Genomic DNA, 19,064 nt, shown 5'->3' on the forward strand with positions numbered 1-19,064 from the left:
GGGGGATGCAGGTGTCCCGGGTGGGGCTGGGCCGGGACACCTGCGGTGCCCGTGTGCTGGGCTGGGCGGAATCGTCGGGGGTCAGATGGTCCGCGGAGCCTGGGTCAGGGGGTGGTGCGGCGGCGGACGATGAGTCTGCGAGCGCCCAGCGCCATCATAAAAACGATCAGTACGGGGACGATCGGGAAGGACGAGGGGTGGGCGGTGCCGCCTTCGCCGGCTGGTACGCCGCCTGCCGGGATCGGCATCTTCGTGGACGGGGAGCCTGCCGACGACGCGGATGCCGAGCCGGAAGCGGAGCCGGACGACGACGTCGCCCCTGTGCCCGCTCCCGCCGCCCCCGACCCTGCCGAGTCTGAGGACGGGCCGGGTTTTCCGTCGGGGGTGAGGACCTGGTAGCGGGTGATCATGCCGCCGAGGAGGTGTTCGTTGACGTGGCAGTGGAACAGCCAGGTCCCCACGTCGTCGGGCACCATGTCCGCCGTGATCATGGTGGCGGGCAGCAGCGAGACGGTGTCCATGCGCATTCCGCTCCACAGCACACTGTTGCCGTGCCAGTGCGGGGTGTGCAGGTCCTGCTCGCCGCCCATGCCCATGACGTACCAGCGGACGTGCTCATCCTTCCTCATGGTGATCATCGGCCCGTTGCCGAAGATGTAGCCGTTGATGGCCAGCCGCCGGTTGGACCTGGTGAAGTTCACGTCGTCGCGCGCCGGATAGGGCGGCTGGGCGAAACGGCGGAGGTTCTCCTCCAGGTACGGGCTGCGGTTCTCGTCCATGATCTCGAAAAGGGCGACGATCTCGCGGTCGACGTCCTTCGGGCTGCCGTCCGGGCGGCCCAGCCCCTTGCCGGTGATGACCATCGCGCCCAGGAGGCCGGCGGCGGTGTCGCTGGCCTCCTGGGTGTGGGAGTGGTACATCCACATCACGGAACTGCCGTCGTGCGGGCCGGGGCCGGCACGGTCGGGCACCAGCCAGGTGTAGGTGTGCCGGCCGCCGGTGGGAACTGCGTCGTCGTACTTGTCCACACCGGAGGTGTTGTCGGCGTACGGCGCCCCCTCGCTGGCTTTCGTGTAGAAGACCCCGTGGGGGTGCACGCTGTCGGGAATCCGGCAGCCGTTGCGGAAGACGACTTTTATGGTGTCGCCGACCTCGGCGTGGATCGTGGGCCCCAGCAGGCCCAGGTACGCGTCCTGTGGCGGGCGCGGTGCCAGCGTGGCGAAGCCGGCGTCAGTGTAGCCACGGTAGAGGCATTTCACGTATCGCATACCGATCCGTCCCGGACCGGACTCGAGGAAGGTTTTCTCCTGCGGACTGAAGGGCTGGCCGGTGATGTCGTTGCGGTCGTCCGGGGCGTAGTTCCACACGACCTCGTCGGCACCGATGTAGTAGGTGCGCACGCGCCCAGTCGGGTGGAAGGGCTCGCCGGCGACCTCGTTCCAGTACGACCCGGCCGTGCCGGCCTGCGCACCCGGCGCGGGCCCGTCCATACCGTGGGCGCCGTGAGAGTCGGGAGCGCCGTGGGCGCTCGGTGTGTCGCCCATCGCGGGCCCGGCGGTCACCGCGGCGAGGAGCAGCACCAGCATGCCCGCTGCGGCGGCTCGCCGGACGTACCGCCGCAGCGGGCGCCGCGACCCATCCGGCCCAGCCGATCTGTCTGGTCCTCCCGGGCGTCCCAGTCCTGCCGGAGCCGTCAGAGCGGTCGGAGTTGTCGGAGTTGTCGGATCGGCTGCCGTTCCCCGGCCACGAAAGAATGATCGCGCCGCCGCTGCCCTCCCTGGCGGTCTGCCCTCCATACCTGTACGCCTGCCGGCGCGCAATTCCTCAATCACGGAGCGTGACAGTAACTGATTGTGAGCGAAGCTGTCTGGCAGGGGTCCGCATCATCCACCTACACGGTGAAAACAGCGATGTGCGCTGATACTGAACGTCACAAAAGACGATCGAGGACGGGAAGGGCGCAGAATACCGGGCGGAGGTCGGCCGGACGCCTGGTCGGATGCCGGCCAGAGAGCGTCAGACGGCGTCCGGTCGCCCGAACCGGCGGGGCGGGTCGGCTGGGGGCAGGGCCGTCGCAAACCGCGTTGGCCGCTGGCCCCCCTGATCGTGCGTCCTGGTGCATTCTTGTCGGGTCGGTGCGGGCGGGATGCCGGGAGCGAGAACGGACAGCGATGAGCATGACCGAGGACGCGACGGTCGACGGGAGCGCACCGGTACGGTGCGCCTACCCGGGGTGCCGTCAGCCGCCGAGCGCCCCGGCCGGGCCGGGGCGTCCACCCGCGTACTGCGACGATCCCGCCCACAACCGGCTGTCGGCCTACCGCCGTAGACGGGAGCTCGCCGGGCAGTCCGGGCCGGGAGCGGCCGGGATGGGAGTGGTCATCGGCAAGGCCGGCTCGGAGCGCGCCGCGGGCGCGCGCGGGCGGGCCGACGTGATGGCCGAGCAGATCACCGCGCTGGCCGGCAACCTCACCCAGACGCTGGACGCCTTCGTCCGGGAGATGACCGCTCTCGGCGACATAGCCGCCACCGAGGCGCGGGTGGAAACGGTCGAGGCGGAGGCGGCCGAGCGCGTCGCCGAGGCGATCGCCCGGGCCGTGCGAGCCGAGCAGACCGCTCGTGAGGCGCAGGTCGCCCGGGACGAGTCGGAGGCCGTAGCGGCCGAGGCGGTCGGCGTGGTCGACACGTTGGAGGAGCGGATCACCGCTCTGGAAGCCGAACGCGACGCGTCCGCGGCGGCCCGGGCGCAGGCGCAGGCAGCGCTCGAGCAGGCCCGCGCCGAGGCCGCCGCGGCGGCGGAAGCGGCACGGCAGGACACCGAGGCACGCCTGGACGCGGTCCGCGCCGGGGCGACCGCGGAGATCCGCCAGGCGCACCAGGCCGCGGACGCCGCCGTCCGGACGGCACGTGACGAGGCCGCCGCGGCGGTGGCTCAGGCGCGGCAGGACGCCGCGCAGGCGGTTGCCACCGCCACCGCCGCCCGCGACGCCGCGCTGGCCCGGGCCGAGGCTCTGGAGCACACCACGGCCCAGGCCAGGGCGGAGGCTGACCGGCTGCACGCCGACCTGGTACGCCAGCGCGACGCCACGGACGCCGAGATCGCCCGCGTCCACACCGACGCCGAGCGCAGGCTCGAGGCTGCCCACCGGGCCGCGGACGAACGCCAGGCCGTGCTCGCAGAGGCCAGAGCGGACGCCCGTTCCCGGGCCGAGCGCGCCGAGCGCCAGGTCGACGAGCTCACCTCCGAGCTGCGCGTCGCCCGGGCCGAGCTGGCCGCGACGCGGGCCGGCCGCAACGGTGACAGCGCGGACGGCGACGCGACGGCCGGTTCAGCGGCAGCGGGCCCCGTGACGGCAGCGGGTGCGGTGGCAGCCGGCGCGGTGGCCGCGCCGGAGCCCGCGCCGGCACGCCATCCGGTGGACCCGCCGGTCACCGCCGCGACAGTCGGATGACGACGGCCGGCCGCCGTTGTCGACCGCCATCGGGCGGTTGTCAGGCAGTTGTCAGGCGGTGGCCGGTCACCGTTCGCCGGGCCGCGACCGACATCCGTCGGACGCGGTCTTCAGGTCGCTGGCCCTTGACCCTGCCAATGACGGTCAGTTACGTTCACGAGCGGACTGGAACCATCGACTACGGTATCCGCCTCACCGGCGGACGCCACGGCCGGTTGGGCTGTCCGGGCGAGGGCCGTGGTGACGCCCGGGCCGGGCGGCTCGGTCTGTGACGGCGCATCCACCGGCGCCGACAATGGAGGTACAGGTGTACAGCGCCAGGTTGAAGCCAGCGGCAGGTACTGCGACCGACCATGTCGCGCAGGCGCGCGGCTTCACCGTCCGCCGGTACATCGACACCTGCCGCGTGTCGAGCACGGCCTGTCGACCGTGATCTGAGTGCCCGCTCGGACGTCGCGGTTGCCAGGCAACCTGGCAACCGCCCGGCGCTTCGTCGCTGTCGTCTCCGCCACGTCGTCCTGACCGGTGATCCGGTGTGTGGCCTGGCCGAGCGGGCCCAGCGCGGTACCCCGGCCCGAGCCGGCATATCCTATGTGATCTCCATGGCGTCCCCGCGCCCAGGGCAGTGATCCATCCAGTGGTGGACGCCGGACTCCAGCGGCAGGAACGGCACGATGACGATCACCAGCACCGATGTCCCACGGCGGGGCGGCACCGCCCTGTCGGACGGGTTCGTCCTGCGGGGCGTGTACGCTCTCGACGAGCACGGTTACTTCGACGGCCCCGTGGATGTCGCGGTATGCAATCGACACATCACTGACGTCCGTCCGCATCTTCCGCTGAACGCCAGCGCGGTCGATGTCGACGCGCATGGGCTGTGGCTGATGCCCGGCGTCATCGACTGCCACTCCCGTGTCACGCTCTGCACATACGATCCGCTGGAGATGATGACGACATCGCTGTCGGAGCGCTTCTTCCAGACAGCGGCGATGCTGCGGCGCACCCTGGCCGCCGGGGTGACGTACGTCCGGGACGCCGGCGGCGCGGACGCGGGTGTGCGTGACTCGCTGCTCGCCGGGCACGTCCCCGGGCCGCGGCTGGCGGTCTCGGTGGTCGGGCTGACCCGCTCGGAAGGCCATGGCGACGGGGCGCTGCTCGGCCCCGGCCTGGAGGCGCCGGAGGCTCTGACGGCGCTGGACTATCCCGGCCGGCCCCGGCATGTCGTCCGGGAGCCGGACGACATGCGCGCGGCGGTCCGCTCGGTGGTGCGGGCGGGCGCGGACTGGGTCAACATCTTCGCCAGCGGCGGCATCATGTCGGTGCGCCCGGGGCAGCCGCTGCCGGAGTTCACCGCCGCGGAACTCGCCGTCGCGGTCTCGGAGGCGGCTGCCTTCGGACGCGGGGTCATGGCGCACGCGCTGGGCGCGGCCGCCGTCGACGCGGCGGTGTCGGCCGGCGTCCGTTCGATCGAGCACGGGATCGGTCTCACGGAGCGTGAGGCCGACCTGATGGCGCGGTATGGTGTCACGCTGGTCCCCACCCTGTCGCCATACCACGAGCTGGGGCAGCTGGCCGACACCGGGCAGCTGCCCCAGTGGGCTGCCGACCGGGCGCACGTGACCCGAGCCATGCTGGCCGACACGATCGAGGTGGCCCGCGACGCCGGGGTCAGGATCGCCCTTGGCAGTGGCTGCCGGCACCGGGACCGCCACGGCGCCAACCTTGCCGAGATCACCCGGCTGCGCCAGAGCGGGCTGTCGGCGTCCGAGGCACTGCTCGCGGCGACGGCTAACGGCGCGCGCCTGTGCGGTATCTCGGAAAATGTCGGTCGTATTGCCCCACGCTATGAGTTCGACGCCATTCTGCTGGACGAGGATCCGGGCGACCTGTCGCTGTTCGAACGTCCCGACGCGGTGACGGGGGTCTTTCTCGGCGGCGTTCCCGTCGTCCCGCACAGCCGCCTGCCCGCAGCCATGACCGTACCTGTGGGCGGTGACCTCCGGCCGTCCCCGGTGCCCGGCCCCGTTGGTGACCTGCCGCCGGCGGCAAATCCCGCGACGCCCTGAGAACTTCGGCCGGCCCGCCACCGGCCGAAGTTCCTGTCGGTGGCGGGCCGATGTGCTGTTGCCGGCGTGTCACCAATGTGTGTCCGTTGGCGCGCCGGGAACAGGAAAAGAACCGAACAAAACCCGCTAATATCCGCGAACACGTCGATTCCGCCGCTCTTTTCGTTACGCGAATCGCCGCTGAATTGGCCCGCGGGGGCGTTGACCGCCACAGTTGCCGATGCGCGTTCGTCATACGAGGCTTATCGTTGGTCCGAACCCCTCACGGAACGGCGGAACATTCGACGTGAGCGGTTCGCAGTACCCATCGGAGGCTGCGGTTCACGCCGCGCGACCGTCAGGAGGGCCATCGTGCAACATGCCGAGAAGATCAGTAATGAAATGCGCAAGGCGATCGACAACTGCATGTCCTGCTCGACCACGTGCGAGGAGACGATTGCCTACTGCATGGACATGCCGGGAACGATGATGGACGCGGCGAACATGCGTGTCCTGATGGACTGCGCGGCCGTCACGAAGGTCTGCGCGGACATGATGTGCCGCATGTCGTCGATGTACCGGGAAATGTGTGCCATGTGTGCGCGCATATGTACCATGTGCGCCGAGATGGCCATGAAGATGCCCGGCGACGCCCAGATGATGAAGCTGGCGGAGGCGTGCCGTGCGTGCGCCGCCTCCTGCCAGACGATGGCCGGTGCCACGGTCTGAGCCTCGGCACGGCCTGACGTCCGCAGCCCTCTCCTGATCGGCGATGGTGGGGAGCACGGACGTGTCACCGTCGGATCCGGGACGTCACGGGGCGCCATCCGTGTCGCCCGGACCCGACGGAAAACCCACAGGTACCCGCCGGCGCCGTCCTCGTCCGGCATTGTTCCGGGTCGGCGCTGTTCCTGGCGGCTGCCGTCTCCTGCCGGTTCTGTCTGTCAGCTCTATCTGATATTACTGTCGGTGCCGACCGGGATACCGGCCGGGATGTTCGGTCGGTCGGATTTCGTGGCGGCCACCAGAGCGGGCGAGACGGTGTCGGCGCCATGATGACGGGTGTCTTTCCGGACCTGATAGACCCAGCTTCTGCTGACTTTCACCCCCTGCGCGGCCAGCAGCGCGACGGCATCGGTGGCAGCGCCTCCGGTCTGTTCGAGCGCGCGGACAATGGCATCGCGTTTTCCGGCCGCGTCCAGTGCGGTCAGTGTAACAGGAAGTGATGCGGACGCCGTCGCCATGGATATCGGAACGGGTCCGTTGTGCTCCGCGCCGGACTTGTCTTCGTTCGACTTTCCGGCTTCGCCGGGGTTTTCGGCCGGTCGGGCGCTGATGCCCGCGACCAGGATGCCCGCGGGCGGCCGGGCGTTGGTACCCGTGTCCGGGCGGGTGGCAATACCAGCCGTGCCAGCAATGCCAGCCGTGCCGACCCCGTCGGCCGGGATGCCGGGCGACGACGGTGATGCCGGCGCAGCGCGGTGCACGGCCGGTCGTGCCGCCAGTTGCTCACCGCGCTGCGCCGGAACCGTGATCGGGATGTCGGCGGGCCGCCGGCCGCCCGCCGTACCGCGGCCGGCGTGGATCTGGCGCATGAGCAGCTCGTAGGAGCCGAGCAGTGCCAGCGGCGGCCAGCCGGCGATGATCCTGGCCGCCAGGGTGGGCTCGGCGTGCATGACGTTTGCCGCCAGCGACGCGCACGCACCCAGCGTCAGCAGCGTGTAGGACAGCCAGGAGCGGGGGTGCCCGGCACGCCGGTCCCGCAGCATCGTCATGGACGCGGCCACGATCAGGCCGTCGACGCTGAACGGGATGACCGTCGCGGCGAGGCGGTCCTCCCCCTGCTCAAGGGCGACCCCGCGCATGTGCCGGTAGGAGACGAAGGCAGCCACCGCCGCGACCGCGACCACCGCGACGATGGTGGTCGCCTGGATGGCCCGCTCCGCCCGCGGCTCGGCCTCGCCGTCCGGCCCGGTGCCGCCACCGGGCTGCGCCGTGTTCCCCGGGATTCCCGGGCCTGCCACATCATGTGGGCCCGTTGTGTTCCCTGGGCGCTTCCCCGGGCTGCTTCCCGGGCCGGTGTCAGCTGGCCCGGGTGAGCCGTCGGGGACGGTGCCGCCTGGCGCGAGGGCGCTCGGAACGGGCTCACCGCCGGGTGGTACGGATCCGCTGTCGACCGTCACGGCAGGTCCTTCCTGGAGGGCCGGCAGGCTGGTGCGGTTTCCACCACTTACCAGCCATCCTGACGCCTGCCGGCCCGTCCAGGTTGCGGGCCTGCGAGGAGTTTCTCATGGTGACTGGTCAACTACGATTCCGTGGCCGGGATGGTCAGCGTCCGGACACGCCCGCAGCGCGGTCCGGCCGCCGTAGCGGCCATTACTATCCATAACCGGTAGGTTCGCGGCGCGGACGGCGCGGACGGCGCGGACGGCCGACAGCGGTCAGGTGGGCAGGTAGCCCGGCAGCCCGCCGCGCTGACGCGGGCGGCGCAGGACCACGCGCCGGGAGCCGTCCGGGAACAGGCGCAGCCGCTCGAGCTCCCAGTCACCGAACTCGGCGTGCAGGGTGAGGACAGCCAGAGCCTGCCGGCGGTCCGTCCCGGGCGGCAGGTACAGCCGCTGGTACTCCACGTCCATGACGTCACCGTAACGACGAGGTGGACCGCCGGTGTGACGAACCTGTAAGAGCACCCGGGGACAGATGGGGGCTACCGGGTACCGTGGTTACGGTACGTAAAAGCCCTACGGTACGTACAGGCCGAGGAAGGCCAGGGACGCGTACACCACCATCATCGCGGCGCACGCCGTCAGCACGGCGCGGAACACCTCGTCACGGCGGGTCAGCGCGGCCGCGACGAACAGGAACGGGAACGCCCCGTAGGCATACCGCTCGCTGGAGTCCAGGTTGCTGCCGGTCAGGAGCACGGCGACGGTCAGCGCGGCCCACAGCGGATAGGACGCCGGCAACGTACGCACCATGACCACGAGCAGGACGGCGACGAGCAGCAGCCACGGGACGTGCAGCGCGGTGCCCACCTCGCCGTGGACGGCACCTCGGGCCGCCTCCCAGAGCACCGCCGCGGGATTCGAGGAACTGCCGTGCAGCGACTGCTGCCGCTGCAGCCGGATCGGCGCGAGGGCGTCCCCGTGGGCGATTCCCGCCCACAGCAGGTAGCCGCCCAGGCCCACGGCCGGCGCCGCGACGGCCGCCGCCCGCCGCAGCCGGTCGGCCGTCGCGGCGGCCGTGATCCCGCGGGCCGCCTCGAGAGCCACCGGGGCGACCAGCAGGACGCCCACCGGCCGGCACAGCCCGGCGAACAGCCCGCAGACGGCGGCGAGCTCCCAGCGCCGGGAGCGGATCCCGGCGAACACCCCGACGGCCAGCAGCCCCCACAACGCCTCGGTGTAGCCCATGACCAGCACGAACGCGGGCGGGGCCAGCGAGGCCAGCCAGATCACACGGGAGACCGCCGCGGGGCCGAAACCCTCCCGGCGCGCCAACTGGGCAAGCGCCGCCACGAAGGCGAACGCGGTCAGGTTCACCAGCACGACCAGGGTGACGCGGACCCCGGTGTGCCCACCGAGCCCGGGCAGCACCGTGACCGCACGCACCAGCAGCGGCAGCAGGGGGAAGAACCGCAGGCTCTGCTCGCCGGACCCGGCGTACCCGTGCTCGGCGATACCCGCGTACCAGCCGGCGTCCCACCCGAGCGGGCCGGTCAGCGTCAGCCCGCCGGTGCCCACGCCAGTGCCAGTGCCGCCGTCCGGATGGGCGGCCCGCACCTGCCCGTCGATGTAGTGGGCCAGCGCGTACGCGGCGGCGGTCGCCACACGCGTGGCGAGCCAGGCGAGGGCGATCTCACGCAACGGCAGCTCACGCCACCACGCGGGCCACCTGGCAGACCATCGCGCGCGCCACCGCGGTGGCCGGGCGTGCTGATCGGCCCGGCCAGCACGCCAGCGGCGGCCGATCGCCGCGAGCTTCGGCGTCCGCCCGGTGGTCTGCCCGGACGGACGCCGCGGCAGGACGGCACCGTCCCGCCGGGACGCAGCGCGCGTACGATGCGTGCGCACGCGGTGAGCGGCCACCGTCACACGGACAGCGGCCATCGATCCGTCCGACCGAAGATCCACCAGAGCGTCCCGGCGGCTACGGCTGGAAGCGCAGCAGGGCGAAGTTCTCCCAGACCCTGGCCGGCTGGCCCTGTTCCATGACCTGGTCGACGCGAGGGCGCTGCGCCTCAAGACGTCCGCGCACCTGGGTGCACAGGGTCTCGTAGGTGCGGTACGCGCCCGACCCGGCGAGGAAGACGGTGTTGCCCGGGCCCGCCTCCGCCAGCGCCCGGTCCGCGACGGCCACCCCGTTGGCGGTGGTGTTGCGATCCTCGTAGTCCGTCCAGTCGACCCGGTCGGGTGGGGCGTAGGTCGGGACGACGTGCACCCGCATCCACGCCGGTACCGTGCGGGCCAGCCCCGGGCCGAGCTGGTCCGGGCAGACCAGCAGCACGTCGCCGGGCCGCCCGAGACGCTCGAGCACATTCGCGGCCTGTCCGGCCTGGGTACGGGCGCGGGAGAGGTCGGTGTAGCCGCCGACGAGCCCGAGCAGCGCGCACGCCAGGGCGATGCCCCGGAACAGCCGGCTGTCGACGATGACGGTCATCCCGAGGCCGATCACCAGCAGGAACGGGACGAACGCGGTGGCGGTGTAACGGTCGGCCCAGGCGTTGCCCACCACCTTGCCCACGGCGACGGCCACCACGAGCGTGAGGGTGGCCAGGAAGAACAGCGTCCGCCCGGGTTCGAGCCCCTTCAGGTCCACCATCACGTACCGGCCGTCGATCGCCCGGCCGGCCATCCCGGCGGCGGCGAGCCCGGTGATGAGGAACAGCAGCGTCCGCCCGCCGGTGGTCGGGCCGCCCGCCCACTGCCCGTAGGCGTGCGAGATCGCCGCGAACGTGGCCGGCTCGCCCCACGGCGTCCCGGTGTGCGTCAGCTGATAGTGGAAGCAGCCCAGCCAGGGGGCGAACACCACCGCCCCGCCGACGATGCCGCCGAGCGCTGTCAACGGTGCCCGCCGGCCCCAGCCCGGCCGTGGCCGCACCGTGACCAGCAGCAGCCAACCGGCCACCGTGAACAGCAGGTAGAGGCACCAGTAGTGGGTCAGCGCCAGCAGGCCGGAGCACAGCGCCAACGCGACGGCCGGCCCGACCGAGCGCCGGCGCAGGGTGCTCTCCAGCGCCAGCCCGCCGGCCGCGGTCAGCAGCACCACCAGGCTGTACATCCGGGTCTCGGTCGCGAAGTACAGCGCGAACGGCGAGGTGAGATAGAGCACCACCGCCACCCGCGCGGCGCGTACCCCGACCACCCGCCGGGCCAGCAGGTACAGCGGCCCGGCCGCGGCCAGGTTCACCAGCGCCGACAGCGCCCGTACCGCGAACGTGCCGGTCCCGAACAGCTCGATCCAGCCGTGCAGCAGCAGGTAGTACAGCGGTGGTGAGCCGTCCTGGAGCAGGCCGTCGAACAGTGTCGGGCCCGACCCGGTCAGCGGGAGCCGGGCGATGGCCACGCTCTGGGCCTCGTCCAGCCACAATGCCTGCCGGGCGGAAAAACGCGCCACCACCGCCGCGACAACAATGACGAACAGCACTGCCCTGAACAGGACAGCTGCCCGGTCAGGACGCCTCAGGCCCGTGTCGGCCGGATCGGGGATGTTCTCCACCGGCCGAACCACGACATCGGTCACGGTCAGATCCTCCAGTCCCGCGACCTGGGGTCAGTGCGACGCTTTGTTGCCGGTGTAACCAGGGGAGACTTCCTCGTGGTAGTCCTCCTCGACATTGACGCTCCACACGTCGTGGTTGGTGCCGTCCACCATGTTCTGCACACTGAGCAGAGCGGTGTACATCGAGTGGTCCTGGTTGTTGTAGCGGTGCATGCCGTTGCGACCGACCGGATAGACGTTCGGTGCGACCTCGGCGAGCCATCCGCGCATGATGTCGACGTTCTTCTTGTACTCGGAGTCGTAGAACGGATAGGCCTTCGGCATGCGCACCACGAAACCGCCCTCCACCTGGTCCGCCGGTACCAGACCGAGGGCGGCGAGCTCCTTGGAGGCGAGTGCGATCAGGTCGTCGTCGGCCATCGACCAGGTCTCGTCACCTTCGAAGACGAAGTACTCCAGCCCGAGGCAGGTCCGTCCCTCCTTCACCAGGAAGGGCGACCACGACGCGAAGTTCTGGATACGCCCGACCTGCAGCTCGGGAGAGTGGATGTAAATCCAGTTGTCCGGGAAACCGGCGGATTCGGGCACCACGAGCGCGACGGTGAGGAAGTCCCGGTAACGCAGCCCGTTCGCCGCCGCCAGGACGTGCTCCGGAGCGGGGGGATCCATCGCGCGGACCAGGGAGGAGAACGGCATCGACGACACGATCTCGTCCGCGTCGTAGTGGTGCTCGCTGCCGAGGTCGGTCCGGGACGCCTCCGGCGCGCCCGCGCCCGGGCCGTACCCGCCGGTGACCACCGTGCTCACCCCGGTTGCCCGGCCGCCCTCGTGGTGGATCGCGCGGACCTTCTCCTCAAAAACGATCTTCCCGCCCCGTTCGATGATCTTGTCCGCGGCGGTCTCCCACATCATTCCGGGCCCGTACTTCGGGTACTGAAACTCCTCGATGAGGGAGGTGATGTCCTTCTGGTTCCGCTTCGGTGTGACCGCGTTCACAATGGCGTTGAACAGCGAGAGGTTCTTGATGCGCTGCGCGGCCCAGTCCGCCTCGATCGTGTTCGCCGGCACACCCCACAGCTTCTCGGTGTAGGTCTTGAAGAAGATCCGGTAGAGGCGCCAGCCGAAACGGGCCGCGACCCAGCCCTCGATTTTCGTCTGGTCCTTCGGCGGGCGGACCCGCACCCAGAAGTAGGAGAAGATGCAGCGCGCGGCCTCGAGGAGACCCAGGCCACGCAGGGCGTTGCCGGCGCGCAGCGGGTAGTCGAACAGTTTGCCGTCGTAGATGATGCGGCTCGAGCGCGGGCGCATCAGGAAGTCCTCGTCGGGCAGGATCTCGTGCCAGAGTGCCTCGACCTCGGGCACCTTGGTGAAGAAGCGGTGCCCGCCGATGTCGAACCGCCAGCCTTCGCGCTGCGCGGTACGGCTGATCCCTCCCACCACCGAGTCACCTTCGAGGACCGTTACGGGCACATCCCGTTTGACCAGCTCCCAGCCTGCTGTAAGACCTGCCGGTCCGGCTCCGATAACGACGACCTCGGGCTTTTCGGCCACTGTGCCTGACCTCTCCTCACCTTCGCACGCGACGGTCATCCGCGCGACATACCAGAAAGCCGGTGGACGATGATCCGACTTTGGCTTCTCAGTCTGGCATGCCCCCCGCGGGCGCCCGTCCGCGCCCCCTGACGGCCACGGCGAGCCGGCCGCGACAGCCTGCTCTCGCCCCGCCGCCGGGCCGTACCCCACCCGCCGGCTGCCGTGCGCACGCCGGTGCCGCGCGCTCTGGCATGGTGCACGTCATGGCAGCGCCCATACCCGCCCGGACGGACGATCCGGCCGCCGCACCCGGGTGGGCGTCCCCGGGCCACCCGGATCGGGGGACGACAGCCCTGCTGCTGGTCGGCTGGGGCGGTGTCGCGGTGGGCATCGGCGCCGGTGACGGGCGGGGGCCGTGGCAGCTGGTGTTCGTGCTCGTCGGCTGGTTCGCCGTCCTGCTGGCCGCGGGCCCCGCCGAGCGGGCGCGGCGGTGGGCCGGGCGCTGGCACACCGCCGTGTGGACGGGGGTGGCCGGGCTGCTCGCGGCCGGGGTGGCGCTGCGGCCCCGCTACTACGCGGCCGGACGGTGGGCGGACCTCTCCGATGTGCTCGGGGTGGCCGCCGGGCTGCTCACCGCCGGGGCGGTCCTGGTGTGGGCCCGCCCGCCAGCGCCGGACGGCCGCTGGTGGGCGGCCCACCGACTCGCATCCCCGGCCTGCTTCTGGCTGGTGACCGGCCTGGTCGTGGCCGCCGGCGTCGCGATGATCCTGGCGGCGCCGCAGCCCCGGATCGATGTCTTCCATCTGCTGCAGGTCTCCGCCGGCGGCCTGTTCGACGGCCACGACATGTACCGACAGCAGTGGGCGCCCAGCCGCGCCGAGTATCCGGTGTACGGGCTGTTCGACGTCTACCCCTACCTGCCCGGCACGACACTGCTGCTCGCGCCGTTCCATCTGCTGTTCGGGGACGTCCGCTACGGCCTGCTGGCCGCGCTGGTGCTCGCCGCCGTCACGGTCCGCCGGATCGCCGGCGTGACCGCCCCCGGCTGGCAGGCGCGGCGGGACGCGGGCACACCGGGTGGCGGGGCCAGCCCGTGGGCCGGGACCACGGATTCGGATTCGGATCCCGACGTCCCGGATCCCGCTGTCCCGGCGGCGCTGCCGCTGATGGTGCTCGTCATCCCCGGCGCCATGTACGCGCTGCAGCAGTCCTGGACCGAACCGCTGCTCATCGCCTGTCTGGCCGGGATGGTGTGGGCGGTGCGCGCGGGCCGGCCGGGCTGGGCGGTCGTCACGTTCGCCCTGGCCCTGGCCAGCAAGCAGCATCTGGCGCTGCTGCTGCCGGTCGCGGCGATGTGGCCGGCGTTCGGGCCCCGGCGGGTGCTTGTGGCGGCCGGCGCCGCGGCGACGCTGGTCGCCCCCTGGGTGCTGGCCGGGCCGGCGGACTTCTGGGCGGACGCGGTGACGACCAACCTGGGCTACCCCGTCCGGGGTGACTCGCTGTCCGTCCCCGGCGTGCTGGTCCACGCCGGGATCACGACCGGGTTCGCCCCGATGCCGCTCGCGCTGGCCGGCGCCTACCTGCTGGCCTGGCGGGTGCGCGCGGACGCGGCCGGGTTCTGCCTGGGCGCCGCCGTGGTGCTGCTGACCCTCGACGTCATGAACAAGCAGTCGTACTTCAACCACTACACGCTGCCGATGGCGCTGCTGGTGATGACGGTGAGCTGCCGGCGGCCGGGCCGCCAGCGGCGGCGGCGGCCGGCCGGTCAGCGCAGGGTGGAGAACCGTTCCAGCGAGGCGCCCTCGTAGACCATGCGACGGTCGACCTGGAAGGTACGGTCTCGCAGGGCGGCCAGCTGGTCGGAGACGACCGCGCAGGCCCCCTCCAGGGTCTTGTAGCCGTCCGCCCGGACCAGGAACACCGCGTGGCCCGGCCCGGCCATCGTGTTCACCCGGGCGGCGAAGTCCGCGCCGGAGGCCCGTCGCATCCGTTCCGCGTAGTCGACCCAGTCGACCAGCGCCGGCCCGCTGGTGTCGGCGTAGACGATCTGCCGGACGTCGAGGTCGCCACGGCGCTCGATGGCCCGGTACACCGCCGGGCCCAGCTGGTCGGGGCAGTAGGCGACCACGTCACCCGGCCGGGCCAGCGCCGCGATCCGGCTCGCGATCTCCCCGGCCTGGGTGCGTTCCTGCCGGGCCATGTGCCAGCCGCCGAACAGCCCGGTCACGCAGACGATGACCAGGAGCGTGGCCCGCGCCCGGCCGGGCAGCAGGCCGATGCCGAGCGCGGCGAGCAGCAGGAAGGCCGGCAGCGAGATCCCGGTGTAACGCTCCGTGTACGCACTGCCGCCGGTGGTGTTGACCAGGTAGGCGAGGGCGAGCGGGATGAGCCACACCGCGACCAGGTAGCGGCCGGGCACCCGCCCGGTCGGGACGATGTGCAGCCCGTCGTCCTGCGGGCGCCCGGTCAGGCCGAGCAGGGCCGCGGCGAGCAGGACCACCCCGAGCAGCGCGCCGGTCGAGGTCGGGCCCGCCCAGTCGAACACCGTGTCCAGCAGCACCTGCGCCTGCACCCGGGCCGCCCACGGCGTGCCCGTGTGCAGCATCTGGGACAGGAAGGACGGCATCCACGGCGCGAACAGCACCGCCGAGGCGAGCATCGCCGCCAGGGCCGACAGCGCGGGACGGCGGTAGCTCACCCGGCGCAGCGCCTGCACCGCGAGGAAGACCGCGACCGTGGTGAGCAGCAGGAACGTCCAGTAGTGGGTGTAGACCAGCGCCGAGGTGGCCACGGTGAGCACCACCAGTCGGCGGCGGGTCGGCCGCTCCAGCGCCCGCACCAGGGCCAGCCCGAACAGCAGGACCAGCAGGACGACCAGCGAGTACATCCTGGTCTCGCTGCCGTAGCGGATCGCGTAGGGCGAACAGGCGAACAGCAGCAGGGCGGCAAGGCCCGTGCGGCGCGGGGTGTCGGCGTCACCGCTGCCGAACATCGCCGCCGCCCGACCGACCCGGCGGCCGGCGATCCAGGCGACCGGCAGGGTGATCAGCGACAGGATGCCCGACAGCGCGCGGACGGCGACGTCGCCCGTCCCGAACATCGAGATCCACACGTGCAGCGACAGGTAGTACAGCGGGGGTGAGCCGTCCCGCCGCAGCGCGTCGAGCAGTCCGCCGACCGGCCTGCGGGCGATCTCCACCGTCAGCGACTCGTCCAGCCACAGATGGCTCGGGGTCGCGAAGCGGGCGATGACCCCGATCACGATCGCGGCGATGGTGCCGACGACCAGCAGCCGGCGCAGCCAGCGCTCCCCGTGCGCCGCCCAGTCGCGTGCGGTCGGCGGCCGCTCGGCCTCGCCGGGACCGGCCGCCGGCGGGACGCGCGTCGCCTCCGGAAGGGACGCCACCGCCGCCTGCGCCGCCGGTACCACCACCGGTGCCGTGCTCGACGCCACCGCCGTTTCCGTCACCGCCGCCGGCGGCGGGGCCGGGGCCGGCATGACCGACACCGCTGTCAGCGCGAGGGGCACCGGCGCGGGTGGATCCGCCACCGGGCTCCCGGAAAAATCGGCTCTCACCAGCGAGACGGTACTCACAGTGCCGGCCTGCCGATCGTCGGTGTCGGCCGGTTGATCGGCCGCGGCCCGCACGGGGGTGGGGGAAAGTTCGGATGGGCTCATGCTTCGGCCTGCCGTCCCTCCTCGTCGGCCGCCTCAGGCTGGACCTCCTGGGCGAGCAGGGCCGGCAGCAGGGTGGCGCGCTGCCGACCGCCGGAGCGGTGCACCGCGGCCCGCAGCGCCGGGCCGTTGACGGACACCACCGACAGATGCCGCCGCGCCCGGGTCAACGCGGTGTAGATCAGCGGACGGGTCAGCATCCGGCCCGCCTCCGGCGGGAACACGGCCACCACCGCCGGCCACTCGCTGCCCTGGGCCCGGTGGACCGTGACCGCCCAGCCGTGCCGCAGGTCCCCGACGATCCCGCCCGGGACCTCCACCGCCCCGCCGGGAAACGCCACCGTGAGCGCGCCCTTGTCACCGACCGCGGTCACCACGCCGATCTCGCCGTTGGCGAACCCGTCGTCGAGATGGTTCGCGGTGGCCACCACCCGGTCCCCGACGTCGAACCCGCCGCCCGCCCGGGTACCGGGGTTGAGCGCCTGCTTGAGCGCGGCGTTGAGCGCCTGCGTCCCCGCGGGGCCGCCGTGGACGGGGGTCACCACCTGGATGTCCGCGACCGGGATGCCCAGCGCCCGTGGGATGGAGTCGGTGACCAGTTGGACGACCCGGTGTGCCGCCTCGCCCGCGCCGCGGGTGGGCACCACCACCACCTCGCGGTCCGGCCCGGACGGGGGTGGGGGCAGCTCACCGGCGCGCACGGCCGTCGCCAGCGTCGCGATCCCCCCGCCCTCGGACTGCCGGTAGAGGCGCTGCAGCTCGGTCACGGGCACCACCCCGGCCGCCAGCAGGTCCGCCAGCACCCGGCCCGGGCCGATGCTGGGCAGCTGCGCGGGGTCCCCGACGAGCAGCAGATGGGTGCCGTCCGCGCAGGCGTCGACGAGGGCCGCGGCGAGCTCGGCGTCGAGCATGGACACCTCGTCGACCACGACCAGGTCCGCCTCGACCGGGTTGTCGGCGTCGCGCGCGAAGGTCCCGGAGGTGCCCTGCGCCTGCAGCAGCCGGTGCAGCGTGCTCGCCGGCCACTCGCACAGCTCCTCCAGCCGTTTGGCGGCCCGGCCGGTCGGCGCCGCCAGGGCCACCTGCGCGCCGGCGGCGCGGGCGAGCCGCACGACCGCGGCGACCGTCCGGCTCTTGCCCGTCCCCGGCCCGCCGGTGAGCAGGCTCACGCCGGCGTCGAGGGCGGTGCGGGCGGCGCGCAGCTGGGTCTCGTCCAGGCCGGCCAGGACCGCGGCAAGGTTCTCGTCGTCCTCGTCGTTCTCGTCCGCCCCCTCGGGCCCGTCCGCGTCCGCTGCCGGGGCCGCTTCCCCGGCAGCGGCGTCCGTGGGGCCGCCTGGCTCCTCGCCGTCCTTGCCCTCCTCAAGATCGAGAGCGTCGATGTCGTCCAGGGCGTCGAACATGCCAGGAAGATCATCGTCGGCGGCGGCCGGTCGACGTGCCGGTGTCGCGCCCGTTGGGGTCGCCGTGGTCGGCCGGGGGCGGACGGATCCGGGGCGCAGCGGCTCGGCGAGGGCCAGCAGCCGCGCGACCCCCTCGGCCAGGGCCTGCTCGGCCGTGGCGTACCGCTCGAGCGCGGCCAGCTCACCGGTGATGACCACCTGACCGTCCTCGACGGCGCTGCCCAGCGCCGCCACCGGGTCCCCGACCCCGTCGCGGGCGGCGGCCTGCAGCAGTGGGCCCACCTCCGCCGCCGTGTCCCCGACGCGGGACGCGGCCCGGCGCAGCAGGTACGTGACCACCGCGGGGCCACGGCGGTCGTCGTCGCGGCGCGCACCCATGGCCCGGGCCAACCGGTCGGCCTGGGTGAGCTCCGCCTCGCCCGCGGCGAGCAACGCCCACGGATCGGCGCGCAGGGCGTCGGCCACCCCCGGCCCGAGTTCGTCGACCAGCCGGCGGACCAGGCGGACCGGCAGATCGGCCAGGATCAGCAACTCGGCCGCGGCATAGGCGCCCCCGGCGGCGGAGAAGGACTCCACCAGCCGCCGGGCCCGTGCGGGAGGGACACCGGGGACGGTCGCCAGCCGGGTCGCGTCCACGTCGGACGGGGCGCGGATCCCGGCGTCGGGCAGGCGGGCCGCGGTCGTCCGGCCGAGACCCGGCCACAGCCCGGCGGCGCAGAAGGCCGTGAACAGCACTGCCGGGTCGACGGCCGTGCCGTTCGCCGGGCCGTCCGCTGGCACCCCGGCGCTGGCCAGGCTGGGTAGCGCGTCGGTGGAGATGGTCTCGGCCGGCATGCCGGCAGTCTAGAGCGGCCGACGGACCGGCCGTTGCGCGCCGAATCCCGACGTGCCACCAATAGTTACTGACAGTGACGTCCGATGCTGGATCTCTCCTGCCTGTCCTGTCTCCTGCCTGGCCGTCTTCTTCCCGTCCTTCCCGTCCTTCCCGTCCTTCCCGTTCTTCCCGCTTCCCATCCTTTTCTTCCCGCCGGCCGTCCCGGTGTCCCTGCCGGCCGTGTCGGCGTCGGCGTGGCGGCCGACGGATGACCGATGCGGGAGCGACGGGGGATCCACGGACGATCAGCGGAACGACGGCCCCTGCCCCCGGGGGAACCTCGGGCGAAGACCCGCGGGCAGGTGCCGCTAAGGTCGTTGCGACCCGTCGGGCTCCGCCACGACAGATCCGGGCAGCCGGGCG

12 protein-coding genes are annotated in these 19,064 nt (G+C 72.5%); 4 read left to right on the plus strand and 8 right to left on the minus strand.

Annotation, left to right across the window (positions count from 1 at the left end; translation table 11 throughout):
* Window positions 1-104: 104 nt before the first annotated feature.
* On the minus strand, window positions 105-1,586 hold the full coding sequence (locus CM1CMNOD_RS10290) for a multicopper oxidase domain-containing protein (protein WP_013873589.1): 1,482 nt from the start codon (window positions 1,584-1,586) through the stop codon (window positions 105-107).
* Window positions 1,587-2,171: 585 nt separating this feature from the next.
* On the opposite strand from CM1CMNOD_RS10290, the gene CM1CMNOD_RS10295 reads away from it, so the two are divergent.
* The 3 genes from CM1CMNOD_RS10295 to CM1CMNOD_RS10305 all read left to right on the plus strand — a co-directional run bounded on the left by CM1CMNOD_RS10295 (window position 2,172) and on the right by CM1CMNOD_RS10305 (window position 6,226).
* Entirely contained in the window at window positions 2,172-3,452 is a 1,281-nt protein-coding gene (locus CM1CMNOD_RS10295) for a hypothetical protein (RefSeq protein WP_013873590.1), read from the plus strand.
* A gap of 674 nt (window positions 3,453-4,126) precedes the next feature.
* Window positions 4,127-5,518, plus strand: a complete 1,392-nt coding sequence (locus CM1CMNOD_RS10300; RefSeq protein ID WP_013873591.1) for a metal-dependent hydrolase family protein — start codon at window positions 4,127-4,129, stop codon at window positions 5,516-5,518.
* A gap of 351 nt (window positions 5,519-5,869) precedes the next feature.
* Window positions 5,870-6,226 (plus strand): four-helix bundle copper-binding protein, encoded by a 357-nt coding sequence (locus tag CM1CMNOD_RS10305; RefSeq protein ID WP_013873592.1) that lies wholly within the window; start codon window positions 5,870-5,872, stop codon window positions 6,224-6,226.
* 221 nt (window positions 6,227-6,447) lie between these two features.
* Here CM1CMNOD_RS10305 and CM1CMNOD_RS10310 read toward each other — a convergent pair whose 3' ends face one another.
* The 5 genes from CM1CMNOD_RS10310 to CM1CMNOD_RS10330 all read right to left on the minus strand — a co-directional run bounded on the left by CM1CMNOD_RS10310 (window position 6,448) and on the right by CM1CMNOD_RS10330 (window position 12,769).
* On the minus strand, window positions 6,448-7,521 hold the full coding sequence (locus CM1CMNOD_RS10310; protein WP_050803477.1) for a DUF2637 domain-containing protein: 1,074 nt from the start codon (window positions 7,519-7,521) through the stop codon (window positions 6,448-6,450).
* Between the two features lie 417 nt (window positions 7,522-7,938).
* A complete protein-coding gene (locus tag CM1CMNOD_RS10315; RefSeq protein ID WP_013873594.1) occupies window positions 7,939-8,133 on the minus strand; it encodes a DUF5703 family protein in 195 nt (64 codons plus the stop codon).
* Window positions 8,134-8,238: 105 nt separating this feature from the next.
* Window positions 8,239-9,606, minus strand: a complete 1,368-nt coding sequence (locus CM1CMNOD_RS10320) for a mannosyltransferase family protein (RefSeq protein WP_013873595.1) — start codon at window positions 9,604-9,606, stop codon at window positions 8,239-8,241.
* Between the two features lie 40 nt (window positions 9,607-9,646).
* Complete coding sequence (locus tag CM1CMNOD_RS10325; RefSeq protein WP_013873596.1) at window positions 9,647-11,239, minus strand: glycosyltransferase family 39 protein; 1,593 nt, start codon at window positions 11,237-11,239, stop codon at window positions 9,647-9,649.
* 30 nt (window positions 11,240-11,269) lie between these two features.
* Complete coding sequence (locus CM1CMNOD_RS10330; RefSeq protein WP_013873597.1) at window positions 11,270-12,769, minus strand: NAD(P)/FAD-dependent oxidoreductase; 1,500 nt, start codon at window positions 12,767-12,769, stop codon at window positions 11,270-11,272.
* A 245-nt stretch (window positions 12,770-13,014) separates the two neighbouring features.
* Between CM1CMNOD_RS10330 and CM1CMNOD_RS10335 the strand changes: the two genes are divergently transcribed.
* Window positions 13,015-14,559, plus strand: coding sequence for a glycosyltransferase 87 family protein (locus CM1CMNOD_RS10335; protein WP_131772479.1), 1,545 nt, complete (start codon window positions 13,015-13,017; stop codon window positions 14,557-14,559).
* On the opposite strand, the gene CM1CMNOD_RS10340 is transcribed toward CM1CMNOD_RS10335, so the two are convergent.
* Both CM1CMNOD_RS10340 and CM1CMNOD_RS10345 read right to left on the minus strand, forming a co-directional pair.
* Window positions 14,517-16,430: a glycosyltransferase family 39 protein gene (locus CM1CMNOD_RS10340; protein ID WP_013873599.1), complete on the minus strand. Its 1,914-nt coding sequence runs from the start codon at window positions 16,428-16,430 to the stop codon at window positions 14,517-14,519. The genes CM1CMNOD_RS10335 and CM1CMNOD_RS10340 overlap by 43 nt on opposite strands.
* On the minus strand, window positions 16,427-18,661 hold the full coding sequence (locus tag CM1CMNOD_RS10345; protein WP_013873600.1) for an AAA family ATPase: 2,235 nt from the start codon (window positions 18,659-18,661) through the stop codon (window positions 16,427-16,429). Before CM1CMNOD_RS10345 ends, CM1CMNOD_RS10340 begins: the two co-directional genes overlap by 4 nt.
* Window positions 18,662-19,064: the final 403 nt, after the last annotated feature.

The organism is Protofrankia symbiont of Coriaria myrtifolia, from assembly GCF_900634755.1.
GTDB classification, from domain to species: domain Bacteria; phylum Actinomycetota; class Actinomycetes; order Frankiales; family Frankiaceae; genus Protofrankia; species Protofrankia coriariae.

Coding starts and splice junctions, on each gene's coding strand:
- CM1CMNOD_RS10340 (WP_013873599.1), bottom strand. CDS start 16,430: ATGAGCCCATCCGAACTTTCCCCCACCCCCGTGCGGGCCGCGGCCGAT.
- CM1CMNOD_RS10295 (WP_013873590.1), top strand. CDS start 2,172: ATGAGCATGACCGAGGACGCGACGGTCGACGGGAGCGCACCGGTACGG.
- CM1CMNOD_RS10335 (WP_131772479.1), top strand. CDS start 13,015: ATGGCAGCGCCCATACCCGCCCGGACGGACGATCCGGCCGCCGCACCC.
- CM1CMNOD_RS10320 (WP_013873595.1), bottom strand. CDS start 9,606: ATGGCCGCTGTCCGTGTGACGGTGGCCGCTCACCGCGTGCGCACGCAT.
- CM1CMNOD_RS10315 (WP_013873594.1), bottom strand. CDS start 8,133: ATGGACGTGGAGTACCAGCGGCTGTACCTGCCGCCCGGGACGGACCGC.
- CM1CMNOD_RS10290 (WP_013873589.1), bottom strand. CDS start 1,586: ATGCTGGTGCTGCTCCTCGCCGCGGTGACCGCCGGGCCCGCGATGGGC.
- CM1CMNOD_RS10300 (WP_013873591.1), top strand. CDS start 4,127: ATGACGATCACCAGCACCGATGTCCCACGGCGGGGCGGCACCGCCCTG.
- CM1CMNOD_RS10345 (WP_013873600.1), bottom strand. CDS start 18,661: ATGCCGGCCGAGACCATCTCCACCGACGCGCTACCCAGCCTGGCCAGC.